Annotated in this window: 16 protein-coding genes; 4 read left to right on the plus strand and 12 right to left on the minus strand. The window is 42.4% G+C overall.

All coding sequences use genetic code 11. The features are described from left to right. The 7 genes from M9899_10660 to M9899_10690 form a co-directional block, all read right to left on the minus strand. Positions 1–466 (minus strand): VCBS repeat-containing protein (locus M9899_10660; GenBank protein ID MCO5114617.1); only part of this gene is annotated, 466 nt, incomplete at its 3' end. A 143-nt stretch (positions 467–609) separates the two neighbouring features. After that, positions 610–1,335, minus strand: a complete 726-nt coding sequence (locus tag M9899_10665) for a hypothetical protein (protein ID MCO5114618.1) — start codon at positions 1,333–1,335, stop codon at positions 610–612. Between the two features lie 329 nt (positions 1,336–1,664). Continuing rightward, positions 1,665–2,156, minus strand: coding sequence for a 5-(carboxyamino)imidazole ribonucleotide mutase (gene purE, locus M9899_10670; protein ID MCO5114619.1), 492 nt, complete (start codon positions 2,154–2,156; stop codon positions 1,665–1,667). A 127-nt stretch (positions 2,157–2,283) separates the two neighbouring features. Then, positions 2,284–3,582 (minus strand): ATP-grasp domain-containing protein, encoded by a 1,299-nt coding sequence (locus M9899_10675; protein MCO5114620.1) that lies wholly within the window; start codon positions 3,580–3,582, stop codon positions 2,284–2,286. A gap of 50 nt (positions 3,583–3,632) precedes the next feature. Further along, entirely contained in the window at positions 3,633–5,360 is a 1,728-nt protein-coding gene (locus M9899_10680) for a S8 family serine peptidase (protein ID MCO5114621.1), read from the minus strand. Then, the gene (locus M9899_10685; protein ID MCO5114622.1) at positions 5,347–5,913 is read right to left on the minus strand and encodes a hypothetical protein; all 567 of its coding nucleotides are present in this window, start codon (positions 5,911–5,913) and stop codon (positions 5,347–5,349) included. The genes M9899_10680 and M9899_10685 overlap by 14 nt, the downstream gene beginning before the upstream one ends. A gap of 227 nt (positions 5,914–6,140) precedes the next feature. Beyond that, positions 6,141–7,169: a tRNA-dihydrouridine synthase family protein gene (locus tag M9899_10690; protein ID MCO5114623.1), complete on the minus strand. Its 1,029-nt coding sequence runs from the start codon at positions 7,167–7,169 to the stop codon at positions 6,141–6,143. Positions 7,170–7,490: 321 nt separating this feature from the next. Between M9899_10690 and M9899_10695 the strand changes: the two genes are divergently transcribed. Both M9899_10695 and M9899_10700 read left to right on the plus strand, forming a co-directional pair. After that, positions 7,491–7,682, plus strand: a complete 192-nt coding sequence (locus M9899_10695; GenBank protein MCO5114624.1) for a hypothetical protein — start codon at positions 7,491–7,493, stop codon at positions 7,680–7,682. After that, positions 7,682–8,413 carry a hypothetical protein gene (locus tag M9899_10700; protein MCO5114625.1) on the plus strand — a complete coding sequence of 244 codons (732 nt, stop codon included), beginning with the start codon at positions 7,682–7,684 and terminating at the stop codon, positions 8,411–8,413. Before M9899_10695 ends, M9899_10700 begins: the two co-directional genes overlap by 1 nt. 17 nt (positions 8,414–8,430) lie before the next feature. Here the strand turns inward: M9899_10700 and M9899_10705 are convergent, their stop codons facing one another. The 3 genes from M9899_10705 to M9899_10715 form a co-directional block, all read right to left on the minus strand. Beyond that, positions 8,431–9,306 carry a hypothetical protein gene (locus M9899_10705; GenBank protein MCO5114626.1) on the minus strand — a complete coding sequence of 292 codons (876 nt, stop codon included), beginning with the start codon at positions 9,304–9,306 and terminating at the stop codon, positions 8,431–8,433. A 136-nt stretch (positions 9,307–9,442) separates the two neighbouring features. Next, positions 9,443–10,210: a class I SAM-dependent methyltransferase gene (locus M9899_10710; protein ID MCO5114627.1), complete on the minus strand. Its 768-nt coding sequence runs from the start codon at positions 10,208–10,210 to the stop codon at positions 9,443–9,445. 42 nt (positions 10,211–10,252) lie between these two features. Further along, positions 10,253–10,612: a hypothetical protein gene (locus M9899_10715; protein ID MCO5114628.1), complete on the minus strand. Its 360-nt coding sequence runs from the start codon at positions 10,610–10,612 to the stop codon at positions 10,253–10,255. Between the two features lie 190 nt (positions 10,613–10,802). Between M9899_10715 and grxC the strand changes: the two genes are divergently transcribed. Next, positions 10,803–11,054, plus strand: coding sequence for a glutaredoxin 3 (gene grxC, locus M9899_10720; protein MCO5114629.1), 252 nt, complete (start codon positions 10,803–10,805; stop codon positions 11,052–11,054). On the opposite strand, the gene M9899_10725 is transcribed toward grxC, so the two are convergent. Next, positions 11,046–12,065 (minus strand): tRNA-dihydrouridine synthase family protein, encoded by a 1,020-nt coding sequence (locus M9899_10725; GenBank protein MCO5114630.1) that lies wholly within the window; start codon positions 12,063–12,065, stop codon positions 11,046–11,048. The genes grxC and M9899_10725 overlap by 9 nt on opposite strands. Before the next feature lie 196 nt (positions 12,066–12,261). On the opposite strand from M9899_10725, the gene M9899_10730 reads away from it, so the two are divergent. After that, the gene (locus tag M9899_10730) at positions 12,262–14,358 is read left to right on the plus strand and encodes a hypothetical protein (protein MCO5114631.1); all 2,097 of its coding nucleotides are present in this window, start codon (positions 12,262–12,264) and stop codon (positions 14,356–14,358) included. Here M9899_10730 and M9899_10735 read toward each other — a convergent pair. Beyond that, positions 14,355–15,194 (minus strand): hypothetical protein, encoded by an 840-nt coding sequence (locus M9899_10735; GenBank protein MCO5114632.1) that lies wholly within the window; start codon positions 15,192–15,194, stop codon positions 14,355–14,357. The two genes, M9899_10730 and M9899_10735, sit on opposite strands and share 4 nt — an antisense overlap. Positions 15,195–15,409: the final 215 nt, after the last annotated feature.

Genomic DNA, 15,409 nt, shown 5'->3' on the forward strand with positions numbered 1-15,409 from the left:
GTCCATTGCCATCAATATCAATAAAAAGCGGAGAGGTACTCGCAAAAGGAGCATTAGGAGAGTTAGCACCACCGATTGTCAGATACTCACGCTTGCTGTATCCATCAATAATTCTAAGAACCCCTTCGGTGGTGTAGGCTCCGTTTTTATTAAAAGTGACAAAACCAATTTCAGGATAGCCGTCACCGTTAAGGTCACCTACAACAGGAGATGACATCACCTGATTGTAGTCAGGCAGCATTGTAAAAGTATTAAAATTATGAGTGAGTTTGGGATTAAAGTTACTGGCAGTGATATCCACACAAAATGGAATCACCTCTTCGATAGGTCTTTTAGAGCTAAATTCTGTCCCTGCAAAAAAACCAGTACAGTTTTGAAAACCAAATAAAGTTAGAAATAAAAGTGAAAGGGTGCTAACGGTTTTAAAGTATTTGTGACCTAATAAAAAAGACAATGACTTTCTCATTCTTGCACCCCCATCCTATGAACTTAGCGGTATATCACCTTGTGATGATGAATTTATGTGGGGGTGTCTGTAGCAGAATGAGAACTTTTGATAAACTGTTCTTAAGTTGTTGCCTGAACATTTCAAAAGCGTTGCACCAGCAACTACAACGCAAATGAAGACCAGTTTGTTTCACAGAGTGTATATGATGCCCCTCCAGTGATTTGAACGGCGCTTAAGATCTTGGTAAAATCAATCCCTGAATCTGCTGCACAGGGTTTGCTTAAAGGTAGAATCGCATTGACCTTGATGTCTTTAAGAGACTTGTATTGTGTTAATGTAACTAAGAACGCCCCAGTATCAATGGGACTTTGATCTTCAGCATCACCAACAATCAGTATCACAAGCTCTGAATCTTGGCGTATAAAACCTGACCAATTGGCATTGTTCAGAGCACCTAGAATAGAGGAGAAGTATTTTTCAATTGCATCTCCACCAGTGCTCAGTTGTGTGGCTACCAGAAGACCGATGTCATAGGGAGAGCTGGCTTGTCGAGTATCAAAGTACTGTAAAGTATTTACCCAAGATGAAGTGAGTCCTAAAAAGTTTAAATCTGTATCCTTATATTGATCTAAAAGTTTCGGTAAATTATTAGCAACGTTTTGTCGGTGTGTGTGCATGCTTCCTGAATCATCTATAATAAAGACTAAGTCCACTTTGGGTTTCACTTTATTTTCTACAGCCTCAGCTTCTGCTACGACTTCTATGGTTTGTTCAGGCTGGGCTTCAGGTGTGGCACCACCTGCGGATGCAGCTCTGTTGCCGCTACAACCTATGGAGGCCATGCCTGTTAGTCCTATAGAACACAAAACGATTATTATTTTTTTCATGAGTTCCCCTCTCTTGATTTTAGTTACTGCATACAAAATGCAGTGGTCCTTTTATGTAAAAGTACAGATGTAAGTCAAAAAATTTTATCTGTGATTCTCTTACTTGCGTTTAAAAAATCTGTACGAGGTCCATGACCTTTATAAAGAATTGTTATTCATATTAGTGTTTAAGGCGCACTAGATAACTAAAATCTATTGATATAAAAAAATACTGTAGGCGGATAAGAAAAAATTATGTGTTTGCCAGCCTGTACGGTGTTGTTCCGATGTAAAAAGAAGATGAAGAGGTTCGACGTGGAGATGTGATTGGCCTTGTGGGATCATATAAGCTATGACTTCAGATTCCGATTGGCGTTGATCACTTTTTGTTTTTGCTCTTTTTGGTGTTCAGTAAGCCACTGGGCCACGTTATCTTGAAAGCCACCTAAAATTCTTAAAGCTAAAAGTGCGGCATTAGCGGCATTATCAATACCCACGGTCGCTACAGGTACGCCCTTGGGCATTTGCATGATAGATAGTAGAGCATCCCATCCTTGCATGGGGGTGATGTTCACAGGCACCCCAATCACGGGCAGGGTGGTGGCAGCGGCTACCATACCAGGTAAGTGTGCGGCTCCTCCTGCTCCAGCGATGATCACTTTAAGTCCACGATCGCGAGCTGTTTTGGCGTATTCGATCATCTCTTCAGGAGTACGATGAGCAGAGACAATTTGCACTTCGTAAGGGACTTGTGCTGCTTTAAGAGCTTCACAGGCTTTTTCCATAACGGGAAGATCCGAATCGCTTCCCATGATGATTCCAATAAGAGGTGTTGTGCTCATAGTGTGGACTCCTTGATGATTTCAATAAGAGATAGTGCGCTCATAGATTGAACTCCGTAATAAGATCAGTGAAGGAGGATGTGTTCATATAGGGTGCCTCGCTTACTGATTTTTATAATGAGCGATCTTATAACTGAAACTTCGCTCTTATTTTCTCTAATTCTAACAAGGCTTTTTCTGGAGTGTCAGCTAAAGTTGTCAGATGGCCCAATTTCCTGCCCTTTCGGCTTTGTGTTTTTTTGTACCAATGCAGATAAATGTTTGGACTTAATGCCTGAGGTAGAGTCAATGCGCTAGCTGGGCAATCCCTTTCGCCAATCAAATTGTACATGGCAAAGCCCTCTTGTTGCAGAATGGGCTTTTGTGGCAATTCCATATTACAAATGGCCATAAGGTGGGCGGTGAATTGACTTATATTCAGGGCCTCAATGCTATAGTGGGCAGAGTTGTGCACCCGAGGGGCCACTTCGTTCACTAACAGCGTTCCGTCTTGGGTTAAAAACAACTCAAAACTGATCAGTCCTACAAAATTGATCTTGTTTACATAAGACTTAAGGCTTTCTAAAGTGCTTTGATAAGGGGATTCAGCGATGGGCCCTTTCACCCAAAGACATTTAGAGTTCTCTTGATAGCTTTCTACTAAAGGGAAACTTAAGATTTGCCCTGAAGGGTTGCGCGCAAAGCTCACAGCTAGTTCTTTGGTAAAAGGCACAAAGTCTTCTGCGATCCACTCCTTAATGGAAAGTGAAGAGTCACTTGGGGCATCAGACCCTCTTATTGTATTTTGTGATTGAGAGTTTATTTCTGAGTTCTGTTCTGAAGTCTTTGAGTGTGTGTTTTGAAGTGGGGTTGCAGAAGATGGCGAGCAGCTGTGGTCTAAGGCTAGGAGTTCTTGCTCGAACGAGTTTAGGTCCTCTGGGGTTTTGATCACTCGTGTACCGTATCCATCATAGCCAAACAGTCGCTTTTTAAAAACCAGACCCTGAGGCTTTTGCTTTAAGGTTTTTCTGGCGTCGTCAAAGGAAGAGAATGGGTAGAGAGGGCTTGTGGCAATTCCGTTTTCAATTAAAGATTTTTTCTGAGGAAGCCTATCTCTTAAGCACTCTAAAGTTTCAGGCGAGGGCCAGACCTTAGTCTTTGCGTGTTTGAGCTGTTCGGGGTCAATAAATTCACTTTCTATAGTGAGAAGGTCTTTGTCTTTGCAAAAATTCAAAAAATCTGAAGAGTTATCTAAAAGACCTAAAGTGACTTGGGTGCTGGTCTGAGCGGCTGGACTATCAGAACTGGATGCAAAGACATGAAGGTTTAATCCTAAATCCTCTGCGGCTTCAGACAGCATTTGGGCTAACTGTCCATCACCTAAAACTCCAATGCTGAGTTTTTGTGCATCTTCTTGAGAACGTAGGGTCTGACTGTTCAGGCTCATAAAGGCTCCCTTTGGTTCCTTATAGCCTTAGTTTGGGAAATTGAGAAGACTTAGTTGGGGCCGCCTGAAAGATGGAGGGTCCAATTTACGAGTTGCCCTGTGACTCCTGTGTCTCCGTCTACAACTTTAAGAGTCCAATTGCCCGTACTGCTCTCTTGATAGAAGGCATTGGAAAGCAGGTAATTAGAAGTGGTGTATCCCGAAACACCCTCTAGAGAGTTATTGATGTTCATCAAAATGCTTTTTGTACCACTAGGGGCTGTGAGTTCGATGGCCAGATCAGAAATGTCATTGTGATTGATCTGCATCGACACGCGCACGGATTCAATTTTAAGATTTTGGGCTACGCTTAGTGTGTGTGTGGCGCCTGTTAAAGAATTGTCAGGGATAGTGAGCGCTGGGCTTATGCTGCTTGAAACACTATGATTCTGATAGGTGCCTAAGTTGACAGAATAGGTTTTGGCCATTGTCACGGCAGCGTCTGTATTGACCAGTCCAAAGCCATACCAGTTGTGAAAGTGAAAGCCTGCGGTGTTGGTGATCCATGGCAGTTCATACACATAGCCTGAAGGGATGGTTCTTCCATTAAAACTATTTAGAGGGTGGACCGTGATGGGGTTGTCACGATCAGGGTCCACTTTGCGCGCGGTTTTAGCAAGGATGTATTTGACGTCTCTCCATGACAGGTTGGGATTGGCTTCAAGCATTAGAGCTACCACTCCAGAAATTTGAGGAGCCGCCGCAGAGGTTCCCCCAAAAGCAGAGGTGTAGCGACAACCTGAGTTTCCATTTTGTCCTCTTTCAAAAGTGACAGTGGTGGAGTTGCTGGTTTTTGCATAACCCACTGAACAGCTAGGGCGATCTGTGGTGAAAATTCCTGGATCACTCACGCCATCTTCGCCACCAAATGCGCTGATCCACAGGTTAGAACCTGTAGAAGAGTATGTGGTGGCTACTCCTTTGGCATCAAGTCCTCCCACTAAAATGGTGAAGGGGTTGGCCGCATCGGGGTCCATGTTGGCGTTGCCCACACAGGGTTCGCTTGTGCTGCCTCGACAGGTGACAAAGTAGTCGTTGCCAGAGGCTTTGACAAAAATGCTACCTCTACCGCTTCGTCCATTGGTGACACGATTTTGCAGTATAGTTTCGTAAGTGGGTTCAATGGGGAAGAAGGTGTTTTGTGAAGTGCCCCAACTCATATTAGAAATGTCAAAATTGCCATCGGCTTGCGCGACAAGCAGCAATTCATTCTGTGTGACATGGCTAGATAAAAAGTTAGCACTGGAAAATTTGGCCAGTGGTGCGACCCCTACAGCTCCGATGCTGTTATTGTAAATGCCAGCAATAAGACCTGCGACGGCTGTTCCGTGAATGTCATCTGAAGCTTTAGGGCGCGCATTGGTGCTCACATAGGGCGAAGAACGAGTGAAGTCTCTGGATACGCCTGTCAGAAAATTTGCGCTTAAATCGGGATGTTCGTCAGACACACCATCATCAGAAATGCGAACATGAAGACCTGCGCCAAAAATGTCATCCATCCACGTGTTGTCTAAATTCAAATCCATACCTGCCACACCACCGTTTGTGGCAAACACGGATTGGCCTGTGTTTTTTAAGTGCCAAGCATAATCGAAATGCGGATCAGGGCCAGGGGAGGTGGAGGGCTGGGTGGAGCTTCCGCCACCCGCAGGAGTGAAACCCGCACTGCATCCGAACAGAGTTCCCGTCGACACCGCCAGCAGAACAAGAAGAAGAAAATTAAATTTATTTTCTTTCATAAACCCTGCTTAATACTTCTGGTGTCACGGCATTTACGCGTGAATCGTTTTTGATTTGGTTTGTGAGCTGTTCAAAATCAAATTCGTCTTGCTTGGGAGTGACATAGTAAGTGTCAATATGAGGAAAAGAAGCAAGAACCTTAAGGTCATGAGTTTTAAGCACGTCATCAAGGTGAGCTTGATTAGATTTAGAAATATTCAGTTTAAGATTGCCTGTCAGTGTTCCTACATTTTTGGTTTGTGGGTGAAACATGGTTAGGGGTTGATTTTTGTGAAAGCGATTCTCTGAAAACTCTGATTCTGACATGACGGTCACTCGTTTATCTTGGGCTTGTGTCCACACTTTCCACTCGGGGACGACTTGGCTGGACTTTAAATCCGCAGACTGGGGGAGAGTTTCTGTTGCTGTGGTTACGGTCTTATGTGAAGCTTTTTTTTGTACGCGCTTTTGAAAATCCTCGTTATTAAAAACACGTGAAAAATCTTTGGCGTGCCCGACAAAGGAAAATGAAATCATAAGTATGTAGAAGGAAGCTTGAAACAGACGCACCATAGATCATTCATCGGACTTTTTAGGAAGCTTAGTAAATTGAAGTTGTCACATAGTGAGACACCCAAAAACAAAACTCCACAAACTGGACCTTTCGGACTTACAGACCAACAAACGCGTGTTGGATACACATCGCCCGAGGTGAGGTGACAATCTAAGGGAATATTTAAAGTTTCCCTTACTACCACAAAGCTCGCCAAGGGGTGTTTATAGTATATAGAGGTGGAGGATTAGTTGCGCAGTTCGGTTTTGGCGTAGACTTTTTGTGGGGTTTTGAAAAATTTGTGCAAAGATTCACGAAGTTCGTCGTAGGTCGTGGCTTTTACAGTCCATGTGAAAAGTGTGTGGCCAAACTCTAGCCAGGGTTGGGCGTTATTGATGTAGAATTTTGTTTTTCTGACACCTTGTTTTTCTTCGCAGTGCTCTTGCATGATATCTATAAAACGCATCATGGCTCTGTATAATTCTTCGCCTTCTTCATAGGGATCTTTGGGGGCGGGCCCTGATTTAGCTTTTGGATTTTTAAGTCCTAAGATTTCTCCGTACTGCCACATGAGCCATGGTCTGACTGTTAAGGCTCGACCGACCATCACCATATCACAGCGAGTCTGCTCAAACATGTTTACAATATCTTGAGCCACTTGGATGTCACCGTTGCCTATGACAGGTATGGGGAGTTTTTCTTTGACCAGACGAATCTGCTCCCAATCGGCTTTGCCTCTGCGTTTTTGATCGCTGGTTCTGGGATGCAGGGTGATCCAAGAGGCTCCTGCATCGACCAAACCTTTAATAAACTGAATCAAAAAATCTGGATCATTCTGTTTGCCCGCACGGAGTTTTACTGAGACAGGCACATTGGCATTTCTAACTGTCATGCGCACCACCTCGGCAGCATAGTCAGGGTCACCCATAAGGGCCACGCCATAATTATGTCTAAGGGCTTTTTTCACAGGACATCCCATATTGATGTCGATGCCCAGTGCTCCCCAGTCCTGAAGCTTATGCACGGACTTTTGAATAAAGCTTTCTTCGTTACCTAAAATCTGTGGCACCAAATCATCTTCTACACTGAGTTTTTGAGTTTCAAAAAGTTCAAAAAGTTCTTCTTTGGGCAGCTTAAAACTAGAAAGCATTTCTGTAGGCCAAAAGGTCTTGGCACCCTCAGGCATATACTCTTTGATCAGCAAACGAAGCCCAATATGACTTAAGCCCACCATAGGTGCTAAGGTCACTGGAAAATTAACTCTATTGGGAATCATGGAACATCCTTTGCCGTACCCACTTATAGCCAAACTCTTACTGGCTTCGCAAGGATATTCCTCGAAAATGTACTCAAGTAGCTATAACAAAAATGATAGTAGTCAAAGCTGGTATTAGAGGTGCAAGGAGCTAAGTCGACGTTCCTCAAAGACCTACATAATGTCTAGTTGAGGCCGATAATACTATTATTTGTCCGATTATCTGAACTGCCACCGTATTTAGAATAGGAATTCAGATTTCGGATAAATAATGAGTAATTTCAATAAGTTGTAAGGTGAAACTTCCGTGCTATATTGATTTAGATAAAAGAGGATTGGGAGATGTTAAAGCTTAAGATGGGAAGAAAAGATAAACTTCGTGAATCAGCTAAAAGATTTGAGAAAATTTATAAACAACCACTTAGTAAACGCATTGTGGATTTTCTAAAAGAAGAAAGCAATAAAGAAAAAGAGCAAGTTACAGACAAGAAGATAGCTCAGAATTCAAACCGCCAAAGAGACTTGGATATTTAATGTCCGTAATTCGTTCTAAAGATTTGCTTACATTTTTGAATAGTAATCCATCTATGAAAAAAGGTTGTCTTGTCGATACAAACATTCTATTTGCTGCGAACTATAGCTTTGATCGGTTTCATGAACCAGCTATTGAAATTTTTGATACATTGATCAAAGAACGTGTACCACGGTTTGTCAATGTGAACGTTCGATCAGAATTTATCAATTTAACGAGAAAGGTTGTGATAGCTCATGCGCTCATGGATGCCTTTCATGCTGAAGGGAAAAGGCTTCCTTACGATGTTTACAATAAGCTTAAATCTATACGCAAGAGGTCATTGGATAAAGAGAATATTGATTCGTTATTTCGTATTCAAGACAGCGAGATCGAATCTGTAAGAAATTTATTTATAAATTACTATCCTGATCAACATCAGGACTTATGGGATTGGTTTTGTGAAGATCATTTAGTTGGCAAAATTGCATCTGAATGGAATTGGGTAGAAGAAGATTTCGGTATCAATTTTTTAAATTTAAGGTATGCCGAAAGTTATTATCATCTGATAGATGAACTCCGCTGGAGTGATGCCGTCAGCATTGTCGAGCGAACAGCTATAGGCTCATCTGATGCTATGATCGTGAATTTATTGATTCAGTCTAAATATGGGTTCGTTGTGAGTAATGATGCTGACATAGTATTTGCCATAGAGCGATTGAAACCCGATGGGAAATTTATAATTGTACCATAATCGAGGCACACAATTCTTCAAATATTGATCCCGCATTCTTTAACGGTTTCCACTTTGTATTGATCTACGATGCTGATCCCGTGCTGTTTAAGGGTGCTGTGGTGACGATTTACAAACTCGTCTAAAGATTCATAGACTGTGTGGGCATCGGCAGAAAACAGGGTGCCTTCAACATGCAAATACTGAAAAGGAAGCCCAATGGCAATTTTTTGTCCTGCAAGTTTTAAGGGGCCACCACTGTTTCCGCCATAAACAGAACAATTGTGATAACCAGGTTTAATAGATAGGGATGTAAGTTGTGCAAGCAAATCGGGATTTTCCTCCCAGTACTTTCTTGTGTCTTCTATGGCTTCTTGTTCCTTGTCAGGATCAGTAAACATATATTCCGCATGTAAAGAGTCTGAAGGTTGAGTCCAGCAATTTTCTGAAACAGTAAAGCGTCCTTGGCGTTCAGGGTCGGCAGGAAAACCAATAAGTTCGGCTTTGGAACATGTGGGTGCTTCTGTACCTGCTAGGCTATAGCTGTCTAGTGGGGGATAAAATTCTTTTTCAAATTGAGCTTCAAAGATCACAGCATCATCCAACGCCGAACTGGCAATGATATTTTGACATCGGCCTATATGGGGAGTGTGGTCTTCGCTGATAGCGTAAAGATAGATCAATCCTTTTTGGCACTGCTGAGTGAAATTATAATTGTAACAATGACGAGCGGTCATGATGTAGGGTTTGTTGTTTTTGTTTTTAACAAAAAACCCAGTGCAACCACTACTCATGTAAACAATGCTTTTGGCCTCGTCAAAAGTGCCATCTCGACGAAGAGTGTTTTCAAACATAAATACATTGTGCAAAAGATCAGGTTGTAAAGCATAAGCCCAAGAGAAGGGCAGAACCAAACTGATTCCGCAAAAAAATAAAAGTTTAATAGAGGGGGATAGCATGGTGGATAAAGTATTACGAATGCTGTCGTTTTTAAAGCAAAATCTGTAAGGGTAGATTTACTGGTATATTATTTACACCTGAAAGCTTTTTTTATAACTTCTGAAGAAGGATCTTATTGTTCCCAAAGATTCCTAGACACTTAAGTTGGTGCTTTTGGGCCAAAAATTCAAAGCTTTCTTTCTGATAAAAGATCACATGTGTGGGGTCGTTTTTATAATACCATTTTTTAAAACTCTCAAAGTCCTGAGGATAGAGTTCTGTGCTCAGAAATAAAAAACTGCCTTGGTGAGCAAATTGTAACAATTGATCAAAGTCACGACTTGCGTATGTGAAGTGCTCCACCACTTCGTGACAGAAGATCACATCAAAGGTGTCACGTGTTGGGGCTTGGGTATGATAGTACTTATCCCAGCTTTGCACTTCGTAGGGTGAAGATTGTAAAATGTATTCTAAGGCTTTCACGGGCCCACAACCATAATCTAAAATGGTTTTAAATGACATCTCCCCATTATCTGATAGAGGGAGTTCTTTGGTGTAGAGGTTAGGGCTTTGGAGTTCCAACATTGAAGGTTTCTCTTGCACAGTGACTCCTTGCCTGCTTATGGAGGAAGGGGTGTTTTGTATAAACTCATTCCAGCTTTTCTTTAGATACTGAATATATCTTGAATCTTCGATAGAGTTATTGTGCAGATCATATCTGGCCTTTTCTGCTTCTGGGACAAGGTGATTTTTGGGGTCTTTAAAAACAGATTTACAATTCGTGCAAAAATAAAAAGCCCCCTTAAGGGGCCATTGCTCACCAGTGCCGTGCTCATGAATGTTAAGGCTTAAACATAAAGGGCAATGATGGTGAGTCATACGGATTTGGTTTTCCTTTCTAATTGGAAAGGACACTACAATTTATTCTGCAAATAAGCTAGGAGCTAACTCGCTGTCTAAAATGTAAAACGCATTTTTAAGTCCACAGTCATTGATCGTAGAGTCAATCTCTACCACAGGTGTGGAAATTAAAAGACGAACGACTCCCTCAACGTTAGTACTGAGCACTTCAACAAAAGCTTTACCTGGCAGCCAACCACAGATGTTGGACTCTTGTACATCAGTAGAACCAAAAACAGGTAAACCTTGTGCAGATGTCACACGATAATATCCTCTTTGAGCGGGACTTTCTTGTAAAGCGCCGTTAGGAGTTAATTTGGCATAAGTTGAAAAGCTAAAGCCAAGCACGAAAAGACATACAAAAAGAACACTTGTTTTCATAATTTCACCTCGTAGGGATAAGTATTTTGTGCCTCTTTAAGAGAGACGTTGCCCACTTAAGAGTTCACTTTGTTTTGATAGGTGATGGTGTATCTCAACACCTTGCTAAACCTAAGAAGAATCAGTGTTTTTGTAAATTTGACAGGAGCAAAAAACCTCGATACATCCATAGTAACAAAGGAGCAAAGTTATGAGTCAGGTGACCATTTATACTTGGACAGTGTGCCCTTATTGCGATCGTGCGAAAGCTCTCTTAAAATCCAAAGGTGTAGACTATAAAGAGATCAATCTGGATGGAAAAGATGATGAACTCAATGCTTTAAGAGAAAAAACAGGCATGCGAACTGTACCTCAAATTTTTATAGGCGATGAGCTAGTCGGAGGGTACACAGACCTTGCTGCTCTGGATGCTTCTGGCGAGTTAGATAAAAAGTTAAGCTAGGTGCTGTAAAATATCTTCCACTTGACGATGTCTTTTGATTTGCTCAAAGGCATGTTGAAAAAATACAGAGTGCCTAGAGAGCAGCTTGATCAGCTGCTTTAACCGTCCGAGCAGTAAGGGCACAGGGCTTGTGGCATTCAGTTCATAGTATTTAAAAATAAACTGATGAATATAAAACCGCTCCAGATCATTGGGCATGTGAGGATTGGAACTGGCTTGAGGTTGGAGCAGTAACGCGGTTTCAGGATGAGGAACACTTTCCCCTAAGGCACTACGGATCTGTAAGGCCAATAAAGGCTGAGCCATCAGTCCTCGACCTAACATCACATCTGAGCAACCGCTGATCTCTTTGCATTTAAAATAATCTTCCACGGACCAGATATCACCGTTGGCCACAACGGGCATGGTGACCGCATCTTTCATATTGGCAATGTACTCCCAGTGCGCAGGGGGGCGATACGCCTCTAGTTTGGTTCGTGCGTGAACTACTAAATTGGCGGAGCCCGCTTCTTGTGCGGCAAGAGCAATCTCTTTATGAAAGTCTTTATGCTCAAACCCTAAACGCACCTTAGTGGTGACGGGGATGTGTGTGGGCACAGCTTTTCTCACGGCCTGAGTGATCGCAAAAACCCGTTCGGGATTTTTTAAAATGACAGAGCCTCCATCGTGACGATTCACAGTTTTGGCAGGACAGCCAAAGTTGATGTCAATGCCGTGGGCTCCAAGCTCGCAGGCCAATTGGGCATTTTCTGCCATGCAATTCAAATCGCTTCCTAAGAGTTGTAAAAACACAGGTGTCCCATGAGGAGTGCGTGATTGGGTATGAAGCTCAGGAGCAAATTTATAAAACACCGAAGCAGGATTTAAATACTGAGTGACACGAATGAACTCTGTAGCACATACATCAATTCCTCCAAAGCCCGTGAGGATGTCTCGAATCTGTGGGTCCACCACACCTTCCATCGGTGCAAGATAAATTTTGATTGCTTTAAGGGGTGGCGAAAGTGTCATAAGCTAGGGTCTTATCATAGAAAATTTTGATATCCTAGCCTTCAGAAGTAAATAGGGTGGACTTATATCTTACTTAAATTCAAGGGGCAAAAAGAATGTCAAAACCTTAGTCAGAAGAAGCTCCAGTGACTAACAAATCCAATATAAAGTGACGTTTTTGGTCTCTATTTTGCAATTGTTAATCTGGGGGGGAGACATGATCTGGAAAAGTAAAAAAATATACATAGTTTTATTTTTTACAGCCATGTTTATACCCAAGGCCCATTCTCAAGAGGTGGGCCATGGAACAGGTGCAGTGTCAGCGCCTGCGCCACAAGGAAGACCGAGTGCTTCTAGCAATGCACACTCTTGTACCCTAGAGCAAATAGAAGAAAACAAAAAAGTGATCGCCTACTGTGATGCGAATTGGGAAAAATGGGAGATCGAAAAACCACCCGAAAATGAACGTCGCTCGGTCCATGACTGTTCAGGGCTTTTTTCTTCCACCACAGTGTCAAGTTGTGGGAAGGCCATCTTGGGTCTTCCGATCATGGCCTACCAGCTGGCCAAAATGGGTTGGAGCACTATATTTCCAAATAAAAATACTTTTGCCTATGTATCTCAAGAAGGAACTTTAGAAGAGATCACTGAGTATCTGCTCACGGAAAAGGTCACTCAAATTTGTGGAATGACCCCAGAACACGAAAGCTATTCGGCCTATCACGAGCAAGTGTGTGAAACTTTGTATCAGTCACTTGAACCTGGTGATTTGATGGCTGAAAAAATGTGTTTTGATATCATCAATGAAGAGGATTATAAGGCCATTCGTTGTCATGAAAGTTCTGAAGCCCAAAAGTTCAGACAAGAAAAAAGACAAGAGGCCTTAAAAGAAGCGCAAGAGATCAAAACCTTACAAAAAGAACAAAAAAGAATCGCCCAATCTAAGAAAGCCGAGATGGATCGAGTGTATGATGTCTGTAAAACTCATCTAATGCCTAATTACAGTACGACAGAAAAAGTTTTAATGTTAGCCGTACCCCTTTATGGTGCGAGCGCTATAGCCCTCAGTCAGGCTCAGCCTAGCAAAAGAGCCGTTGAGCTTTTTAATAATTGTGTGAACGAAGAGACCAAGGGCAACCCCGAACTTCGTCAAGAGTTGGAAAAAAGTGGAAGAGGTCTGGTGGAACAGCTCACGGGACAACTTGATGCCTTACAATGTTATGATGAGGGATCACGACGAGAACTGCAATGCGAACTGGCTCTGGCTGCAGGCACATTAGGGGGCAGTCTTTCCATTGCTGCTGCAAAAAAACTGGGTAAAAAAGGAATCTCTGCTATCGAGCGACGTTTAGGTCGAAAGATGCTTGGACTTGCCGATAATTTTAGAGACTTAAGACGAGCCGCCGCTTTAAGTGACGCCCAAAGAATCAGTGAGGCTTCGGAGCTGTTAGGTAGAAAACTTAAAGCCTATGAAGCCAAACAGATTTTAGACGCCCATAAAGTGGGAAACGGTAGAGCGGGGGCAGGGTATTTTAATTACACACCTGAAGAGATCGCCGAAAAAGCACGAATTTTAGAAGCCTTCACTCCTGATGAGCGCCGCCTATTGATGGAAAGAGGAATTGTTGGGCAAATGCAGAGTGGGGGAGAACATTTAGGACGCACCTTTGCAGTGAGAGATTACACTGAAGAGATCATGGCCTTGTGGGATGAGGGCAGCTCATACGCTGTACGGTGTAGCAGTTGCGGTTTTTCAAGAATCAAAGTGGATGATGTGGCAAGAGGACATATTGCCGCTAGACATGAAATGCACAATCTGGCCACACAAAATATGAACAAAGCCTTAAATGAAATCAATCAACTTATGGCACGAACTCCTAAAGGAAGTCATATTTCTACAGAAGAGGTTTTGCGCATTTTAGATAAACATGGTGTACCGTACTTGGATAATGGAGTGACGACGATGTTCCCTCGAGGGACAGACATCAATAAATTTTTTGAAAATTTAAAAAACGTAGAATTAAAAGAGATCGGTACGGGAAACACTATGCGTGGAGCTACGGATTACAGTGCGGTAGTCAACGGGGACACCTACGTGGTTCGTATATGCACTTCTAAGCAACCTTGTTCAAGAGGTGATGGCTTACCCGCAGCCAAAGAAGGCGAAGTGATCAGTGCTTATCCTTCTTGTGGTCAGGGAGTCCGCTTGATACCTAAACCTCGAGACATTAGAAATATTTTGGATAACAAGATACAATCAGGTGGTAACCGCGTTATGCTTTCTGATATCTTTCCTGAACGCAGCTGTTCTTAGTTGAGGGTTTGAGAGTCGCGACCTAAATACAGATCAACGTAAGTCTTTAATCTTTCTTGTTGCATGACTGGGGTTAAAAGTATTGTGGTGGTGTTTCTTTCGCCTCCCGCACTGAACACATCATGGGTGATGCGATAGTTGTCGATGGTTAAAAGTAACCTTCCGTCATCTAGTTTTTTAAATGTCCAAACAGAACGTTCATTCATTTGCACCGCCGTTCTGACACGAGAGATAAAACTGATCTGTAAAGTTCTAGGGTCAGTGGAGCTGACTTGTGAACGGACCCCGTTATCAACAATAGGCTTTCCTGAAATGTAACTCATCACAGGCTCCACATAGTATGTGGACCAAATGTCTTGGTTTGTTTCTTTGGCAGACTCAGTTTCTGTTTTTGTAATGTCAGTTTCTAGTTTTCCGATTTGTGTTTGGCGAAGAACATTCTGACCTTGCTGATTAAAAAAGTGCAGTACCATGGCTTCCCCTAAGGGAGTATTTTCATTGTCTTCGGTTTTTACAAGCTCCCATCTTTTGCTACCTAGGACATAGTTTTCAGAGGATAGCTTTTGAGTCAAAAAGACCTGCATAGGGTTCTTTTCAACAGAAAAGTAACTCATAATCGCTTTGTCACTAGCCTCAGGCGAAGGATTTCCTTTGTAAATGTCGAGCAAAGGGTTTGTGGAATCCAGAAGTTTGGCCCCTTCCACATTTAAAAACTCCACACATCGGCCTTGGGCAAAGACAGATGTCGTCCACAATAACATTCCTATAATAATAAGAGCTTTAAACATGTTTGCGGCCTCTCTAGGATTCACATTCTTAAAGGTTGTTTTATACAAAGATTATGCCCACTTAGGACCTGTCTAGGTGTTTTTAGAAGTACATATAGAGTCCCCCCGTAAAATCAAGGACCAAAAATGTCATAGACAGACTCTGGCTGTGAGTCCGTGGCGCACACGATAATTGGCGAGTTCCTGATTTTCCGTTGTCAACCTTGAGCGTGCAAGACATGTTGAGTGTGCTTATAATAGAGACCTTACTCTATCATATTGAA

The organism is Pseudobdellovibrionaceae bacterium, from assembly GCA_023954155.1.
Lineage (GTDB): Bacteria > Bdellovibrionota > Bdellovibrionia > Bdellovibrionales > UBA1609 > JAMLIO01.

What these genes read in the sequence shown, in the direction of transcription:
- M9899_10685 (MCO5114622.1), bottom strand. Translation starts at nt 5,913, where the DNA reads ATGGTGCGTCTGTTTCAAGCTTCCTTCTACATACTTATGATTTCATTT.
- grxC (MCO5114629.1), top strand. Translation starts at nt 10,803, where the DNA reads ATGAGTCAGGTGACCATTTATACTTGGACAGTGTGCCCTTATTGCGAT.
- M9899_10675 (MCO5114620.1), bottom strand. Translation starts at nt 3,582, where the DNA reads ATGAGCCTGAACAGTCAGACCCTACGTTCTCAAGAAGATGCACAAAAA.
- M9899_10695 (MCO5114624.1), top strand. Translation starts at nt 7,491, where the DNA reads ATGTTAAAGCTTAAGATGGGAAGAAAAGATAAACTTCGTGAATCAGCT.
- M9899_10725 (MCO5114630.1), bottom strand. Translation starts at nt 12,065, where the DNA reads ATGACACTTTCGCCACCCCTTAAAGCAATCAAAATTTATCTTGCACCG.
- M9899_10715 (MCO5114628.1), bottom strand. Translation starts at nt 10,612, where the DNA reads ATGAAAACAAGTGTTCTTTTTGTATGTCTTTTCGTGCTTGGCTTTAGC.
- purE (MCO5114619.1), bottom strand. Translation starts at nt 2,156, where the DNA reads ATGAGCACAACACCTCTTATTGGAATCATCATGGGAAGCGATTCGGAT.
- M9899_10690 (MCO5114623.1), bottom strand. Translation starts at nt 7,169, where the DNA reads ATGATTCCCAATAGAGTTAATTTTCCAGTGACCTTAGCACCTATGGTG.
- M9899_10700 (MCO5114625.1), top strand. Translation starts at nt 7,682, where the DNA reads ATGTCCGTAATTCGTTCTAAAGATTTGCTTACATTTTTGAATAGTAAT.
- M9899_10730 (MCO5114631.1), top strand. Translation starts at nt 12,262, where the DNA reads ATGATCTGGAAAAGTAAAAAAATATACATAGTTTTATTTTTTACAGCC.
- M9899_10665 (MCO5114618.1), bottom strand. Translation starts at nt 1,335, where the DNA reads ATGAAAAAAATAATAATCGTTTTGTGTTCTATAGGACTAACAGGCATG.
- M9899_10680 (MCO5114621.1), bottom strand. Translation starts at nt 5,360, where the DNA reads ATGAAAGAAAATAAATTTAATTTTCTTCTTCTTGTTCTGCTGGCGGTG.
- M9899_10710 (MCO5114627.1), bottom strand. Translation starts at nt 10,210, where the DNA reads ATGACTCACCATCATTGCCCTTTATGTTTAAGCCTTAACATTCATGAG.